Annotated in this window: 16 protein-coding genes and 1 pseudogene; 8 read left to right on the forward strand and 9 right to left on the reverse strand. The window is 55.8% G+C overall.

The features are described from left to right. Positions 1 to 60: 60 nt before the first annotated feature. The 3 genes from G6R15_RS22085 to G6R15_RS22095 are packed head-to-tail and all read left to right on the forward strand — an operon-like array spanning position 61 to position 2897. Positions 61 to 1230, forward strand: coding sequence for a mandelate racemase/muconate lactonizing enzyme family protein (locus tag G6R15_RS22085; RefSeq protein WP_164662228.1), 1170 nt, complete (start codon positions 61 to 63; stop codon positions 1228 to 1230). Beyond that, entirely contained in the window at positions 1227 to 1925 is a 699-nt protein-coding gene (locus G6R15_RS22090) for a FadR/GntR family transcriptional regulator (RefSeq protein WP_164662229.1), read from the forward strand. The genes G6R15_RS22085 and G6R15_RS22090 overlap by 4 nt, the downstream gene beginning before the upstream one ends. 3 nt (positions 1926 to 1928) lie before the next feature. Further along, a complete protein-coding gene (locus G6R15_RS22095) occupies positions 1929 to 2897 on the forward strand; it encodes a D-isomer specific 2-hydroxyacid dehydrogenase family protein (RefSeq protein ID WP_164662230.1) in 969 nt (322 codons plus the stop codon). Here the strand turns inward: G6R15_RS22095 and G6R15_RS22100 are convergent. The 7 genes from G6R15_RS22100 to G6R15_RS22130 all read right to left on the reverse strand — a co-directional run bounded on the left by G6R15_RS22100 (position 2894) and on the right by G6R15_RS22130 (position 9452). Next, on the reverse strand, positions 2894 to 3967 hold the full coding sequence (locus tag G6R15_RS22100) for an ABC transporter ATP-binding protein (protein WP_164662231.1): 1074 nt from the start codon (positions 3965 to 3967) through the stop codon (positions 2894 to 2896). The two genes, G6R15_RS22095 and G6R15_RS22100, sit on opposite strands and share 4 nt — an antisense overlap. Then, the gene (locus tag G6R15_RS22105) at positions 3967 to 5061 is read right to left on the reverse strand and encodes an ABC transporter ATP-binding protein (protein ID WP_164662232.1); all 1095 of its coding nucleotides are present in this window, start codon (positions 5059 to 5061) and stop codon (positions 3967 to 3969) included. The genes G6R15_RS22100 and G6R15_RS22105 overlap by 1 nt, the downstream gene beginning before the upstream one ends. After that, positions 5061 to 5273 carry a hypothetical protein gene (locus G6R15_RS22110; protein WP_164662233.1) on the reverse strand — a complete coding sequence of 71 codons (213 nt, stop codon included), beginning with the start codon at positions 5271 to 5273 and terminating at the stop codon, positions 5061 to 5063. The genes G6R15_RS22105 and G6R15_RS22110 overlap by 1 nt, the downstream gene beginning before the upstream one ends. Beyond that, positions 5270 to 6232, reverse strand: coding sequence for a carbohydrate ABC transporter permease (locus tag G6R15_RS22115; RefSeq protein WP_164662234.1), 963 nt, complete (start codon positions 6230 to 6232; stop codon positions 5270 to 5272). Before G6R15_RS22115 ends, G6R15_RS22110 begins: the two co-directional genes overlap by 4 nt. 1 nt (position 6233) lies before the next feature. Further along, positions 6234 to 7127, reverse strand: a complete 894-nt coding sequence (locus tag G6R15_RS22120) for a carbohydrate ABC transporter permease (RefSeq protein ID WP_164662235.1) — start codon at positions 7125 to 7127, stop codon at positions 6234 to 6236. Positions 7128 to 7224: 97 nt separating this feature from the next. After that, positions 7225 to 8535: an ABC transporter substrate-binding protein gene (locus tag G6R15_RS22125; RefSeq protein ID WP_164662236.1), complete on the reverse strand. Its 1311-nt coding sequence runs from the start codon at positions 8533 to 8535 to the stop codon at positions 7225 to 7227. A 311-nt stretch (positions 8536 to 8846) separates the two neighbouring features. Continuing rightward, a complete protein-coding gene (locus G6R15_RS22130; RefSeq protein ID WP_164662237.1) occupies positions 8847 to 9452 on the reverse strand; it encodes a TetR/AcrR family transcriptional regulator in 606 nt (201 codons plus the stop codon). Between the two features lie 89 nt (positions 9453 to 9541). Here G6R15_RS22130 and G6R15_RS22135 point away from each other — a divergent pair, with 89 nt between their 5' ends. From G6R15_RS22135 to G6R15_RS22150, 4 genes are read left to right on the forward strand one after another with little or no spacing between them, the layout of a single operon-like run. Next, the gene (locus G6R15_RS22135) at positions 9542 to 10744 is read left to right on the forward strand and encodes a Tm-1-like ATP-binding domain-containing protein (protein WP_164662238.1); all 1203 of its coding nucleotides are present in this window, start codon (positions 9542 to 9544) and stop codon (positions 10742 to 10744) included. A 2-nt stretch (positions 10745 to 10746) separates the two neighbouring features. Continuing rightward, complete coding sequence (locus tag G6R15_RS22140; RefSeq protein ID WP_164662239.1) at positions 10747 to 11586, forward strand: phosphoenolpyruvate hydrolase family protein; 840 nt, start codon at positions 10747 to 10749, stop codon at positions 11584 to 11586. Between the two features lies 1 nt (position 11587). Continuing rightward, on the forward strand, positions 11588 to 12013 hold the full coding sequence (locus G6R15_RS22145) for a cupin domain-containing protein (RefSeq protein ID WP_164662240.1): 426 nt from the start codon (positions 11588 to 11590) through the stop codon (positions 12011 to 12013). Between the two features lie 2 nt (positions 12014 to 12015). Further along, on the forward strand, positions 12016 to 13209 hold the full coding sequence (locus G6R15_RS22150) for a Xaa-Pro peptidase family protein (RefSeq protein WP_205520630.1): 1194 nt from the start codon (positions 12016 to 12018) through the stop codon (positions 13207 to 13209). Between the two features lie 199 nt (positions 13210 to 13408). Here G6R15_RS22150 and G6R15_RS22155 read toward each other — a convergent pair. Next, positions 13409 to 13633, reverse strand: a pseudogene (locus tag G6R15_RS22155) (nicotinate-nucleotide diphosphorylase (carboxylating)); the annotation flags it as partial. 95 nt (positions 13634 to 13728) lie between these two features. Then, positions 13729 to 14628 carry a TniQ family protein gene (locus G6R15_RS22160; RefSeq protein ID WP_164662241.1) on the reverse strand — a complete coding sequence of 300 codons (900 nt, stop codon included), beginning with the start codon at positions 14626 to 14628 and terminating at the stop codon, positions 13729 to 13731. Positions 14629 to 14695: 67 nt separating this feature from the next. Between G6R15_RS22160 and G6R15_RS22165 the strand changes: the two genes are divergently transcribed. Then, positions 14696 to 14903: transposase (locus G6R15_RS22165; RefSeq protein WP_164662242.1), on the forward strand; the 208-nt coding region annotated here is incomplete at its 3' end.

The raw sequence follows: 14903 nt of genomic DNA on the forward strand, positions 1-14903 counted from the left end.
TTTCATCGGTCAACGAGCCCTGGCGCACACTCCCAATGGTGCCAGGGCGAAAGGAATAAGATGCGTGTCAAATCCGTTCAGGCCTGGTGGGTCCAGTTTCCCATTGAATCTCAGCGTCAACATGTCAGCGACTTTGGTCGATTGACGACATTTGACGCAGCTATAGTCCGGGTCGAAACCGACGATGGGCTGATTGGCTGGGGTGAGGGTAAGAATGCGGCTGGCAGTGCTGGGTTTTATGGCACGCTGGTCCACATGATCAACACAGAGTTTGGTCCAAAAGTTGTCGACCGAGACCCGGCAGACGTGACCTACATCTGGGAAGACCTGTACAACGGTGTTCGGGCAGAAAAAGCCCGCAGCCACGGGCACTCCATGCCTGATCTCGCGCGACGTGGATTGAGTGTCGCGGCGATCAGCGCAATTGATATCGCTCTTTGGGACATTCTTGGGAAATCACAAGGTGTCCCAGTCTGGAAACTGTTGGGCGGCCGCAAAGCGGACCGGCTTCCGGCCTATGCGTCCGGCGGTTGGGAAAATCCAGAACGCATCGGCGAGCAACTGACATCATACATTGATTATGGCGGTTTCAACGCTGTCAAAATGCGGGTCGGCGCGATGGATGCTAGCCCACACGCATCCGCGGAACGGGTCAGGGCCGCAAGACGTGCAATTGGACCGGACGTGGAACTGATGGTCGATGCACACGGGACATTCACCGTTGGCACGGCCCGGCGTTTTGCCGAGATGGTCCGTGATTGCGATCTGGCCTGGTTCGAAGAACCTATCAGCGGTGACGACAAACAAGGCATGGCGGAGCTCAGGGCGTCGATCCCAATTCCGATTGCTGCCGGAGAATCCGAGGCAACCCGGTTCGACTTTCGCGAACTTGCAACACTGCGCGCCGTCGACATCTTCCAGCCCGACCCCGGTTATGCCGGCGGCATCACCGAATGCATGCGAATTGGAACGCTTGCCAGCACGTTCAACCTTGGACTGGCGCCCCATCTATGGGCCGGAGCGCCGTGTTTCTTCGCCGGTCTGCATATCTGTGCCGCCAGCCCGGCCAGCTTCACGGTCGAGTTCTCACTGGGCGCCAACCCGATGATTCACGATCTTGCCAAGGAAACGGTTGCGGTAAGTGACGGAATGATCCAAATACCGGACACTCCCGGTCTGGGTTTAAACATCAGTGACAAAACCATAAGGGACTTTGCTGTTCAGGGATGACTCTTCAGGAAAAAACATTTCTTCCAGAACTTGCCGTCTACTTGTTTTCCGCGGCCAAGGAAGCCGGCGGAAAGGCCCCTTCCGAGCGTGAGCTCGCCGAACATTTTTCGGTCAGCCGCGGGCAAGTGCGCGAGGCGCTTGCGATCCTTGAGGCAATGCAGGTCATCGAACGACGCGCCAAGTCGGGTATCTACCTGCAGCCCGAAAACTGGGGCCTTGAGACCATGGCGTTCTACGCCCGCGCCGGAATCGCCCTGGAACCAAAACAAATTTTCGAGGCGGTCGAAGTCCGGCGCATACACGAAACCTCTGCTGCCGAAATGGCCGCCGAGCGAGCGACCAAAGAAAATCTTGATCGAATTCGCAACATCCTTGACAGGTCCGAAGCAAGTATCGCTGCCGGCCTTGGTCTGGCTGAACTGGACCACGAGTTTCACCTCGAAATCGTCCGGGCCACTCAGAACTCAGTATTCCTAAAGATCTGCACGTCGTTTTATGCGCTAAGCGAGCAGCGTTTGAAGCTTTATTTCAACACGCCTGAGCGCAGCCGGAAATCACATATGGATCACTGCCAGATCTTTGACGCTCTCGTCGCGCGTGATGCCCGGCTTTCCAAAGCACTGATGAACAGCCATTTACGCGGCACTGCAAGTTATTGGAGCGAGATTCTTGGAAACTCGCACGAAAAGGCCTGAGGGATGCGCATCTTCTCCACTCACCCTCTCGACCCGGATGTGACGCGTGAATTGTGTAAGCTGGGCGATTATCACGTCGCTGCAACCCCCTCCCCCCAGGACATTCTGCGAGACAGCTTAGGGGCGGAAATCATCGTTGTGCGCGCGCCAATCGACCCCCAAATCATTCGGCGCGAGACCGGCCTTCGTGCGCTGGTCCGCCACGGAGCTGGGCTCGACATGATCCCGATTGACGTCGCCACGCAGGTCGGCGCACTGGTTGCCAACGTTCCTGGGGCCAATGCCGTAACGGTGGCGGAGCATGTGGTCTGGTCAGCTTTATCCCTGCTCAGGCGCAATCCAGAGGTCACGCATGACTTGCAGCGAAATGGGTGGGAAGCTGGTCGGCAGCATTCCGTGTCCGGACGTGAAATGAGTGGCAAGACATTGGGGATCATCGGGTTTGGCAACATAGGAAGCCAGATCGAGAAAATCGCTACACGCGGTTTCGGCATGAAGATCGTTGCGACAACACGCACCCCGTCACGTCTCCCCGAAACCGTCCAGGCACTCACGCTGACGGAATTGCTCAAAACCGCAGACATTGTGGCCCTGACCTGCCCACTAAACGAAGAGACCCGCGGTCTGATCGACGCATCGGCCTTGCAGAATATGAAACCACGCAGTGTACTTGTGAACGTATCTCGCGGTCCGGTCATCGAAGAAACGGCCCTGATCGACGCTCTGAAATCAGGTCATCTAAGCGGTGCGGCACTGGACGTGTTTTCCTCGCAACCATTGCCATCTGATCATCCGCTTATGGTGCTCAACAATGTCATTCTGACACCGCACATGGCTGGCATTACCGAAGAGAGTATGCGCCGTATGGGCGAGGGCGTCGTCAAAGAAGCCCGCCTGATACTCTCGGGCGAACTTCCTGATAACTTCTGCAATCCCGCGGTCGAAAGCGCCTATCGGGAAAAGTTCGGCTAAGCCGACGCTGCGAGGTTCACACCAGTTCCTCGATCAAACATCAGCACTTTTTCCGGCTTCCATCCAAAACGGACGCTGTCGTCCAGTTTCACCGACATTTGCGCCGGAACAGTCGCGTGCAACCGGTTCTGCCCCACCTCCAGCGTCAGGATTTTGATCACACCATGGTCTTCGATGTCAAAGACACGCCCCTCAACCGGCGCACCGGATTCCAGTGTCACATCCTCGGGTCGAACACCAAATGTCAGATCCCTGCCATCTACCCCGCCGTTTGCAGCAACCGGCAGGCTGAAAGCACCCGCGCCGATACTCGCGCTGCCAGCAGACAATTGACCATCTATTAGGTTCATCGGCGGCGATCCAACGGCGCGGGCCACAAATGTATTCACCGGGTTCGAGTAAACCTCAGCAGGCGTGCCGACCTGCACTAACCGCCCCTTGTTTAGCACCCCGATCTTGTCGCCCATCGACATCGCCTCGACCTGATCATGCGTCACAAACAGGAAAGTAGCGCCTAGTTCATTGTGCAGCTTTTTCAGCTCCACCCGCAACACTTCGCGCAGCTTGGCATCAAGTGCTGACAACGGCTCGTCCATCAAAAAGACACGCGGTTCCCGAACAATCGCCCGACCAATCGAAACACGCTGCATTTCACCGCCCGAAAGACGCTCGACCTTGCGGTCCAGCAACGGCGTAATGTGCAATGTTTCTGCGGCCTGCTCGACCCTTCTTTTAATCTGGTTCTCGTTCAAACCCCTGATCTTGGACCTTAGCGGGAACTCCAGATTTCCCCGAACGGTCAAACGCGGATAAAGCGAATATTGCTGAAGCACCAACGCCACATCCCGCTCTGCCGCATTCCAGTCGGCCACATCCTGACCGTCAATCAGCACCTTTCCATCATCCGGCCTCTCAAGCCCGGCTATGATGCGCAGCGAAGTTGTCTTGCCCGCCCCCGTCTGACCCAACAGCACGAAAAACTCGCCATCCTCAATCGTCAGATCAAGTCCGCGCAGTGCCTTATTCACACCGAAGGTTTTCGAGATGTTTTGAAGCTTGATCTGTGACATCAGTTTGCCCCTCTAAGTGCCTGTCCGCTGTCGCGATCAAAGAAATGTGCTTGTAACGGATCAAGTCCCACCCATACTTTTTGCCCTTCACCACTGACAAAGCCGGCCTCGGTCCGTGACCGCAGAACAGTCTCGCCTACGCGGACATCAACAATGTCGTGGCTCCCCAACGGTTCGACGTTCGTGGTCTCCACTTCGATCGCACCATGCGCAGCATCATGGCTCAACAGAACCGCCTCGGGCCTGATGCCCAGCGACAGCGGTGCACCGTTCAGATGGCCGACAACCTGCCCCGGAAAATGGAACCCCTGTTTGTCGCCGCCGATCATGACGCTGGCTCCGCCATCGCCCCCTTCCAGCGCGACGTCAGTGACATTCATGACGGGGCTGCCGACGAATTGCGCTACAAACAGGTTAGCTGGGCGCAGATACACTTCCTCCGGTGCGCCGATCTGCTGCAGTATCCCGTCATTCATAATGACGATCCGATCCGCAAGCGACATCGCTTCGATCTGGTCATGGGTAACGTAGACCGACGTGGACCCCCGTGAAATGTGGAGGCGCTTGATCTCCGCCCGCATTTGCTCGCGCAGCGTTGCATCCAGCGCACCGATGGGCTCGTCCATCAAAAGTGCCTTGGGCCGACGCACCAGCGCCCGCCCAATCGCGACACGCTGCATATCCCCGCCCGAAAGCGCCGAAGGCTTGCGGTTCAAAAGCGGCTCGATCCGCAAGATCTCCGCCACCTCTTTAACCGCTGCCTGGCGATCACTGGCGTTCATGCGGACCGCGCGTAGCGGAAACGCAATGTTCTCATAGACCGTCATATGCGGATAAAGCGAGAAGCTTTGGAACACGAACGCAATGTCACGCTCCGACGCTTTTTTGTCCTGTACCTCTTCGCCGTCGATCAAGATTTTCCCAGATGTGACGCTCTCCAGCCCGGCGATCGCCCGCAGGGTCGTGGTCTTGCCACAACCGGATTCCCCCAGCATGACCACGAACTCGCCATCCGCGATTGTCATGCTGACGTCCTTCAGTACCTCAACCGGGCCAAAGAACTTGCCAATGTTGCGTATCTCGATTTCAGCCATCAGACCAAATCCTCTTGTTCGTCCTCTGCCACCTCTGGTTCAGGCGGGATCTTGGATGTGATCATGAACGAGACAAGGCCCGTCAGGGTCAGTATCAAACCGTTGTTGTGAAGCCAGAAACTCCAGGGTTGGCAGAGGGCGATAATTCCAAAGATCATCAGACCCTGCGCGCCCGGTTCGAAGTACTTTTTGTTGAGTTGCTTAAAGGTCATTTGCGGATCGCTCCGAAGGACATGCCACGCAGGAGATGGTTTCTAAGTAGGAATGTGAAGATCGCCACCGGCAACAGGAACAGGAATGTGCCTGCGGCAATCACAGTCCAATCAGGAAGGCCCGACCCGACCTGGCTAGGGATGAAGGGCGGTGCCGTCTGCGCCTTGCGATTGGTCATGATCAACGCAAAGGCATATTCATTCCATGCGGTGATGAAACAAAAGACAGCCGTCGCCGCGATACCCGTCATGGCCTCAGGCAGCACAATTTTGAAGAACGCCTGAATACGGGTATAGCCATCAACAAGCGCGGCCTCTTCATACTCGCGCGGGATCTCGTCGATAAACCCCTTCATGATCCAGACTGAGAACGACAGGTTGAACGCCGTATATAGGATTATCAGTCCCAGATGGGTGTCATTCAAACCCACCGTTCGATACATCAGGAACATTGGGATCGCGACCACAACTGGGGGCAACATCCTTGTAGACAGGATGAAGAACAACAGATCGTCTTCCCCCTTCACCCGGAACCTCGAGAACCCATAGGCCGTCAGCGTACCCATCGAAACCGCGAGAATGGTCGAGATGATCGAGACAATCAGAGAGTTGGTGAACCGCTTGCCATAGCCCGAAGACCTAACCTCGCCGGTTCTGCCCCTGCGCACCACCTTTTCACCGCCATCAAGCACCATCTGCTCCCACCAGGGGGCGGCGTCATAGACTTCTTCGGACACGGGTTCGCGCAGCTGGCTGCGCTTGACGAACAGCTTCACGAAAGGCGCAATTGTCGGCTCAAAAACAACCGTAGGCGGCACCGTCGTGGCGAGGTTGCGGGGTTTGAAGGCGGTCGATGTGATCCAGTAGATCGGCGCCAGCATGACGACGAGGGCGACCAGAACTGCCAAGATAGCGGCGCGATTGGTCCAAACCTCGCGTTGGGAACGAACAGCGGCCATCTCAGCGCTCCTTCACTTTGTTGAGGTATTTTACGTAGATCATGGTAATGCCCACGACCATGACGAGCACGATATAGGCGAAAGCCGACGACAGGCCGGTCTGCCACTCAAGGAAGGCCATCTTATAAAGACGAATCGCAATCAACTCAGTGGTTGGCTGGCTCGACAGAATATAGGCCAGATCGAACGTCTTGAAGGCTTCCATCGTGCGAAAGATAATCGCGATCATCAGGATCGGCGCCACCAAAGGAAGTGTGATGCGGAAGAACGTGTAAAACGTCCCCGCGCGGTCAATTTCGGCGGCTTCATAAAGATGCTTGGGCACAGCCGAAAGCCCAGCAAGCGACAGCAGCATTACGAACGGGGACCACATCCAGATGTCGGTGATCGCCACGGCCCACAGAGCCATATCCGGGTTGGCAAGCCATTCAAATTTCCCAAGCCCCAGCGAATGGTTGATAATGCCGAAATTCGGATCATACAGAAGCTTCCAGAACAGCCCGACAACGGCCATAGACAGCATCATCGGCAGCAGCAGCAGTGTCGTGATCAGCCCCTTAAACGGCATGTAGCGGTTCAACAGCATGGCCAACCCAAAACCGACGACAACCTGCCCTGTGACAGATATCAGCACGTATTTGGCCGTGATCGTAAAGTTGCGCCAGATGAACTCATTGGTCAGCAGATACGAGTAGTTCTCAAGCCCGACCCAGTTCGCAGGCGCGTTGGTCGACGCCCTGAAATCGGTGAAACTTGTGTACAGAGAGAACAGCAGCGGAAATATGTTAAAAATGATAAGGAACGCGATCGTAGGAAAGATGAACAAATTCCTGATCGACTTGTCGTTCAACCCTCGTGCAGCGGATTGTCCGGCGCGTGGTTCGCTATGTGTCATGACGTCTACCTGTGCCACTGGCCCGGTCCCGTTGATTTTTCATTTGTGTTGAAGTCTGTCGTCCGGGGGCGGCAACCCGCCCCCGAAATCTGATCAGTTATTCGGTTCGGCCATATTTCTTGAAGGTTGCGGCCCAGTCAGCCGCCAGCGCATCAAGAGTTTCCTGTGCAGTTCCTTCGTCACCGACAATGAACGGATACAGGCGCTGGTTGGCAGCTGTCAGAAGCTCCGCAAACTCAGGCACAGCCCAGAAGTCCTTGACCTTGAACATGGTCTGATAAAAGGCCTCGTTGTATGGCGTCGCCTGACGGAACTCTTCGCTCTCCAAGGTTGCGGCGTGTGCCGTATAGCCCCCAAGCTCGGCCCAGCGTTTCTGGACATCTTCACGAATGAACCACTCCAGGAATGCAAAGGATTCTTCCTGATTATCCGAGTAGCTCACGACCGAAATGCCCTGACCACCAAGTGCCGCGTGCTGAGCACCGGTCGGGCCCGCTGGGTTCGCGAAGAAGCCGGTGTTGGCGGCATGCGGGTTGGTCGCTTCGTTCAAAAGCGCCGGGAAGAAGGCGAAGTAGTTCATCGACATGGCCGCAAGGCCCTCGGTGATCGCCTGATTGTTCTCGACAAAGAAAGTCTTGGCCCAGCCTGGAGGCGTATAGCTGTAAAGCTTCTTGTAGTCTTCGAGCGCCTGAACAGCCTCGGGCGAGTTCAGTATACCTTCAACCTCATAGGTTTCGAAGTTCCCCAGCTCTGCACCATATGAGAAGATCGCGTTTTCCACGCCCATGACCATCGCGTCATAAGAGTTGTCGGTGTAGATCGCGACCCCATAACGGTCTTCGTCCGGACGGTGAAAGAACTCTGCGATATCCAGAAGCTGCGCCCATGTTGCCGGTGGCGCAAGATCATAGCCATATTTGGCTTTGAAAGCCTTCATCTCAGCGGGATCTTCAAACCAATCCGTGCGATAGGACCAGCCGACAGCGTCCCCTTCGGCCGGGATCGACCAGAATTTACCCGAGTTGCCTGGATACTCCGCATAGTACTTTACTGTCGCAGGTGCCATCACGTCACCGACATTATGCTTGGCAAAGAAGTCGGTCATCTCAACATAGTGGCCGCCTTCAGAGGCCGCGCCCAGCCACTGACTGTCACCGACAATCATGTCATAGGCCGACCCACGCGCGTTGAACTCTGTAAACGCCTTGGTTTGAAAGTCCGACCACGGCGTGGTCTCCACCGTCACCGAAACTCCGGTTTCTTCTTCATATTCGTTGACGAGTTCCTGCAAGAAGTTTGCCGGATCCCATTCCGCCCAGAAGATCACAAGATCCTCTGCGCTTGCAGCTGTTACGGCCATTGCGGACATCACCACACCACCTAACAGGCCTTTCAGTTTGGTAGACATTTGGAACTTCCTCCCAGTTTCTTCTGTCCATCTGACCGGCCGGATAGCCGGGCATTTCACAATGAAGCGGGCGCAAATTGTTTTCTTCCCACGCGTTGCCCTATTTTGGTACTACCAGATCAATCCATCTGTCAATAAAAATCCCAAAAATCCCCCTTCGCGCGAAATATTTGTTATCGTTTAAATTCAGCAAGTTATATAGAATGTAAACGTTTTAGTTTTTGAGGGTTCAGAAATTTGACTGTGAAAATTCGTGAGTAAAACTAAAACGATGCTACTATTCTGGTATGGCCAGATTAAAGAATCGGTATTCAGTTACGGCTCAATGCTGCCCGAGTGAGAGCTTCAGCTGCCCAGGCGACGACCTCTTGGGACTCCGCACCATCCAGGCCGCAAATGTCTCGCAGCACGGTCAGCGCCTCGACGCCGAACAGCGTGGCAAGCGCAAACTTCAGTCGATCTTTCTCCTCAGAAGGCGCAACGCCTTCCAGAGCCCGGTCAATCAAATCCATGCGATGCCCCCTGAGCGGTTCACCGTCGATCTTGGGCTGCGCGCTCGCCTGCGCCTCAAGCTCGGTCCGCAGCGCAGCTTTGAACGTGGCCTCGTTGCGCACGATGCGTGGAAACGAAAACCGGATCAGGTCGCCAACACGCACCTCAGGATCCTGCGCCCCGGAAGACCACTCAAGAATTGGCCCCAACGCCTCCCCCACGACGGCACGCACCATGGCTTCCTTGGTCGGGAAGTACCGGTAAGCCGTCGACCGCGACACCTCGGCGACCTCTGCCACCTCACTCACAGAAGGAGACAGGCCCTCCTGCATCATCTGGCGGGCCGTTGCGAGCATCAGCTTTCGGGTTCTGGCACGGGCACCTTTCAGCGGTACCTGTTCCTGATGTTGACGTGGAACATTCATGCCAATATGGTACTACAGTCCTATTTTGATATCAACATCCCATTTCTGGACGCGCAAGGCAGTCAATTATATCCAGGGAGATCATCAGCTTGCCTAAAATTCTTCTGACCGGCACCGCGGATACAAAAGGAGAGGAGCTCGCCTTTCTTCGAGCGATTCTCCAAAATACTGGCGCCGAGACCTGCTTGGTCGACGTCGGCATATTGACGCCATCTGTCCGCGTGGACATCTCTGCCGCTGAGGTGTCCATAGCCGATCCGAATTTTGACCATTCCGTTTTTGAAGCAAACGATCGAGGCGCCGCAGTCGCCGCAATGAGCCGGGCTTTCGCCGCGTATTGCGCAGCAAATCACAACGACTTTGATGGCGTTCTAGGTATCGGTGGGGGCGGTGGGACGTCCATTGTTTCCGCAGGCATGCGCGCCCTGCCCTACGGTATTCCCAAGGTCCTGGTTTCCACGCTGGCCTCCAGCGACACATCCGCTTTCATTGGTGTCTCAGACACCGTGATGTTTCCCGCGATAACCGATCTTGCCGGCCTCAACCGCGTCAGCCGCCGGGTTTTGCACAACGCGGCACAGGCGCTTCTTGGAATGACCCTGAACCCGGCGCCCCCAGAAACAAGCACCAAACAAGCCATCGGTCTGTCAATGTTTGGCGTCACCACACCTTGCGTCACGGAAGTTGCCCGTCAGATCGGCAATGCGTTTGATCCCTTGATTTTCCACGCCACCGGCACCGGAGGTCAAACCATGGAACGTCTTTTGGCCGACAATAGTCTCGTTGGATTGATCGATGTAACATTGACAGAGGTCTGCGACCTTCTTGTGGGGGGCGTCTTGCCATGCCTCCCCGAACGACTGGACGTCGTGGCCACCCGAACTACCCCGTGGGTGGGCGCTCCCGGCGCGTTGGACATGGTCAATTTCTGGGCGCCAGACACCGTTCCGGAAAAATTCAGCGGTCGAAAATTTTATCACCACAACCCTAATGTCACGCTCATGCGCACCACGCCGGAGGAGAACACCGACTTTGGGCGTTGGGTTGGCAACAAGCTCAATGCCTGCGCCGGGCCTGTATGCGTGTTGCTGCCGGAAAAAGGCCTGTCCATGCTCGACGTGGAAGGTGGCGACTTCTGGTGGCCGGACGCCGATGCCGCCTTGTTTGATGCGTTGGAAAACACAATTCAGCAAACCGAGAACCGCAAGGTGCAGCGCCTACCGTTCCACATCAACGACCCTGAATTTGCAGCTGCCCTAGCTGCGACCTTCCAAAATCTTAGCAAGGACTGACCATGCCAGCTATTCCCCGCGCAGAAATTTTGAAAGACCTCCGCGCCCTGATCAACGCCGGACGCCCCATTATTGGCGGCGGTGCCGGAACCGGCCTTTCCGCAAAATCCGAAGAGGCCGGCGGGATCGATCTGATTATCATCTACAATTCTGGACGTTACCGGATGGCCGGACGCGGATCCGCCGCCGGATTACTGGCTTATGGCAACGCCAATGAAATCGTCAAGGACATGGCGGTCGAAGTGCTGCCCGTCGTAACAAACACCCCGGTTCTGGCCGGCGTCAACGGAACCGATCCATTTGTCCTGATGCCTCAATTCCTGGCAGAGCTGAAATCGATGGGATTTTCGGGCGTTCAAAACTTCCCAACGATTGGTCTGTTTGATGGTGCTATGCGCCAAAGTTTCGAAGAAACCGGCATGGGTTATGCGCTTGAAGTCGACATGATTGCGCAAGCCCACGCCCTGGACCTTTTGACAACCCCTTATGTCTTCACCCCTGACGAGGCCATCGCCATGACCAAGGCCGGGGCAGACATCATCGTTGCTCATATGGGGGTCACCACCGGCGGCACCATTGGCGCGACATCGGCCAAGACGCTTGATGATTGCGTGTCCGAGATTGATGCAATTTCGGCGGCAGCGCGGTCGGTCCGAGAGGATGTGGTCGTGCTAAGCCACGGCGGACCAATCTCTATGCCGGACGACGCGGCCTATATTCTGTCGCACTGCGACAGATGCCACGGGTTTTATGGCGCAAGCTCCGCCGAACGATTACCCGCCGAAACGGCCATCCGACAGCAAATCCAAACCTTCAAATCCATTTCCATGCAGGGGAATTGACATGGCCGACACAGATAATTTCTTCAACTATCCTAGCGATGTAGACAACTATGGATTCGATTGGGGCCGTCTAGCAGTCACCCTCGCTCCCCAGGTCAACGGCGCCAAGGCATTCTCGGCCGCCGTGGTGCAAGTGCCACCGGGCAAAGGTCATGACCGACACAATCACCCAGGCTCCGAAGAGATCATCTTCATCATCAAGGGCACAGGCGCCCAGATGGTCGAAGACGAAGACGGCACGCCGCACACAAAAACCGTGGGTCCTGGCTGTACTGTATTCATCCCCGAGAGCCGGTTCCACTCAACCTTGAACACCGGAGATGAACTGATGGAAATTTTTGTGGTCTACGCACCGGCAGGCCCCGAAGAGCTGCTCAAAGAGTTGCCTGATTTCCACGTCATTCCCAAATCAACCCTCGGAGGCTGACAGTGTCCTACCATCTGGCCAATTCTGTTGACGATCTTGCTTACAGCTTTTCGCATCTGGACAATCTCCTTGAGGAGGCGGGGATTGACGTTCTGATGATCACGTCAAAACACAATGTAAAGTATCTGCTGGGGGGGCATCAGTTTATCTTCTTCTCCGCGATGGACGCCATCGGACACAGCCGGTACTTGCCATATCTTCTGTATTTCCGGGGCGACATCGACAAGACCGGTTATGTCGGCAATGTCATGGAGACGGGCGAGCATCAAAACCACCCGTTTTGGGTGCCGCATTTCATGCCCGCAAGCTGGGGATCGACGGATGCCACTGAAACCGCGCTCAACCATCTTAGAGCAATGGGCGTCGCCTCACCAAGGATCGGAATCGAACGCGCCTTTCTGCCGTCCGATGCACATGACATGATCGCCCATGCATTCCCCAATTCGGTCTTGGTTGACGCCGGCGGTGTTATGGAGACCTTGCGGGCGATCAAATCTGAAAAAGAGCTGACCCTGCTTCGGCAGGCCTCCGACGGTATCTCGGATGCAATGCAGGCAACAATGGCGGCGACTCGGGCAGGTCACAGCAAAACGGAAATCATCGAACGTCTGCGCCGCGAAGAAACCAACCGTGGGCTGACTTTTGACTATTGCCTGTTAACCTTAGGCAGCAGTCATAACCGGGCCGCGGGCCCTCAAACCCTGGCCGAGGGCGAAATCATCTCAATGGACTCTGGTGGAAACCTGCACGGCTACATTGGTGATATTTGCAGAATGGGTATCCTCGGAGAACCGGACCACGAATTGAGCGACTTGTTGAACGAAATCGAGGCAGTCCAGCAAGCCGCCTTTTCAAAAATTCGTGCCGGCACCACGGCCGGCGATGTCATCAGCCACGCTCAATCTGTATTGGCGGAAAATTCCAACAGAGATTGCACAGACTTCTTTGGTCACGGCATGGGTTTGATCAGCCACGAAGCCCCCTTTATCATGACCAACCACCCGGTTCGATATGACGGAACAGATGCGGATAAACCCCTGAAACCCGGCATGGTTTTATCGCTGGAAACCACCATGCTGCATCCAAAACGGGGCTTTGTGAAACTGGAAGATACGGTAGCCGTCACTGACAACGGCTACGAAATGTTCGGCACCGAAGGACGTGGTTGGAACCGTGCGGGAACCGCTGCCGATTAGGTAACGACATCTGATTGGCGGCGCTTTTTCCAGCCCTGAAGGTTAGTCCCGATCCCTTGACTTCGCATACCTAACTTTGATCCCGAACAGGCCAAATCGAGTAAAAGTATTGAGAGAGTTCAGCAACTGAGCCCGGAATCACGGCTGCATGTTTCAGGTTGGATCAACTTTAGATACGTTGTAGCCAGAGGTTCGGTTCTTAGAAGCCCAGTCCCAAGTCGATCGTCCTGAAGGAATGCGTCAAAGCACCTGACGAGATATAGTCCACCCCGGTTGCAGCGATGGCCGCAACGGTATCCAGCGACACGTTACCCGAGGCTTCGGTGACCGATGTAGCGTTCACCATTTCAACGGCTTTGACCAAAGTCTCAGGCGGCAAATTGTCTAACAGCACCACATCCGCACCGCCGGTTTCGAGCATTTCTGTCACTGTACCCTAATAAATCAGAATCTGCGGATTCCGAGCGTTTTTGGGTGCTTTTGCACCCCTAATTTCAATATGTCCACATGCTCCGCACTTCAGGATTTGACACGACTTGAACACCTCCAGATTGCATCGGCACGCGTCACAAGCGCTTGTCGATTTGCGTCGGGTCCGAGCTCGGAGATGGCCTGACGAGCTGCCTGCAGAGCGCTCTCGGATGCACTGGGGTGACGCATCGCTTGTGTTTCCTGCTCGGTCTGATGCCGAGTTGCGCACAGTTCTGGAAGCCGTCGGTCGAGGTTTCGCGATAATCCTTTTATCCGCTCTACCACCCGACGACGCTGAGGAAAAGCTCGGCGCAACTCCCGGACCACCCGGTCGTTTCCACGCAGAATGATGGCGGAACCCAACAAGGGACGGGCCGTGCCGACATTGACCGCGGCAAGCCCCATCAGCCGTTCGCGCTGGTTCCTGGAGTTGAGCGACCCCAGATGCCCGACCCCCAGCACGGTCATGACATGCAGGGACAGATCAATCCGGCGCAGGCGTCTGAGATCGTTCGTGGCGACAGCGGTTTTCAGGGCCTGCGCGCCGCGAGCACCGAGCGCAAGAAGCCGGTCTGATACCTTTTCGGCCGGATACTTCGCCACGAAGGCCTGGCCACAGGTTTCGCAGGTCATCGACCACGCCAAGCGCCAATGGCGAAGAACCAGATCGGGTGTTTTATCAACACACCCCGGGCAATACTGAAAGTCATGCCGCGACACGTATTGCAGGTCATGATGCATCGTATCCGGAAGAGTCATGGCGGCGATTTCATCCGTCGGCCGCTGAACCGCCCTGCACAGCTTGGCCGAGTTCGCCACCCGCAAGTCGCCTGCACAGTCGAGCTCCCTGCCCTGCCCCAAACCCAGATAGCCACAAAGCTCTTCAACCGAACAATAATTGGCCTTCGCCAACCGACCGATCCAACTGGACAGAAGCTCATCACTCACGGGTGGCGGACTGAGCCTCCCCAACTGTACTGGTCCCCCGTTATGTTTAGGAAATGGAGGACCACGAATGGCAAACAAGAGACCGAAGCCTGAAGAGAATGTCTCGAAGTTACGGCAGGTTGAAGTTCTGATGGGGCAAGGGATGTCCCGTCTTGATGCGATCAGACAGATCGGAGTTGTTGAGCAAACCTATTACCGCTGGCGGAAGAAGTATGGTGGAATGGGTGTTGATCAATTGAAAGAACTGAAACGGCTTCAGAAAGAGAACGAGCGGC

The sequence above is a fragment of the Tropicibacter sp. Alg240-R139 genome, from assembly GCF_900537075.1.
Classification (GTDB): Bacteria; Pseudomonadota; Alphaproteobacteria; order Rhodobacterales; family Rhodobacteraceae; genus Falsiruegeria.

Coding starts and splice junctions, on each gene's coding strand:
- G6R15_RS22085 (WP_164662228.1), top strand. CDS start 61: ATGCGTGTCAAATCCGTTCAGGCCTGGTGGGTCCAGTTTCCCATTGAA.
- G6R15_RS22090 (WP_164662229.1), top strand. CDS start 1,227: ATGACTCTTCAGGAAAAAACATTTCTTCCAGAACTTGCCGTCTACTTG.
- G6R15_RS22095 (WP_164662230.1), top strand. CDS start 1,929: ATGCGCATCTTCTCCACTCACCCTCTCGACCCGGATGTGACGCGTGAA.
- G6R15_RS22100 (WP_164662231.1), bottom strand. CDS start 3,967: ATGTCACAGATCAAGCTTCAAAACATCTCGAAAACCTTCGGTGTGAAT.
- G6R15_RS22105 (WP_164662232.1), bottom strand. CDS start 5,061: ATGGCTGAAATCGAGATACGCAACATTGGCAAGTTCTTTGGCCCGGTT.
- G6R15_RS22110 (WP_164662233.1), bottom strand. CDS start 5,273: ATGACCTTTAAGCAACTCAACAAAAAGTACTTCGAACCGGGCGCGCAG.
- G6R15_RS22115 (WP_164662234.1), bottom strand. CDS start 6,232: ATGGCCGCTGTTCGTTCCCAACGCGAGGTTTGGACCAATCGCGCCGCT.
- G6R15_RS22120 (WP_164662235.1), bottom strand. CDS start 7,127: ATGACACATAGCGAACCACGCGCCGGACAATCCGCTGCACGAGGGTTG.
- G6R15_RS22125 (WP_164662236.1), bottom strand. CDS start 8,535: ATGTCTACCAAACTGAAAGGCCTGTTAGGTGGTGTGGTGATGTCCGCA.
- G6R15_RS22130 (WP_164662237.1), bottom strand. CDS start 9,452: ATGAATGTTCCACGTCAACATCAGGAACAGGTACCGCTGAAAGGTGCC.
- G6R15_RS22140 (WP_164662239.1), top strand. CDS start 10,747: ATGCCAGCTATTCCCCGCGCAGAAATTTTGAAAGACCTCCGCGCCCTG.
- G6R15_RS22145 (WP_164662240.1), top strand. CDS start 11,588: ATGGCCGACACAGATAATTTCTTCAACTATCCTAGCGATGTAGACAAC.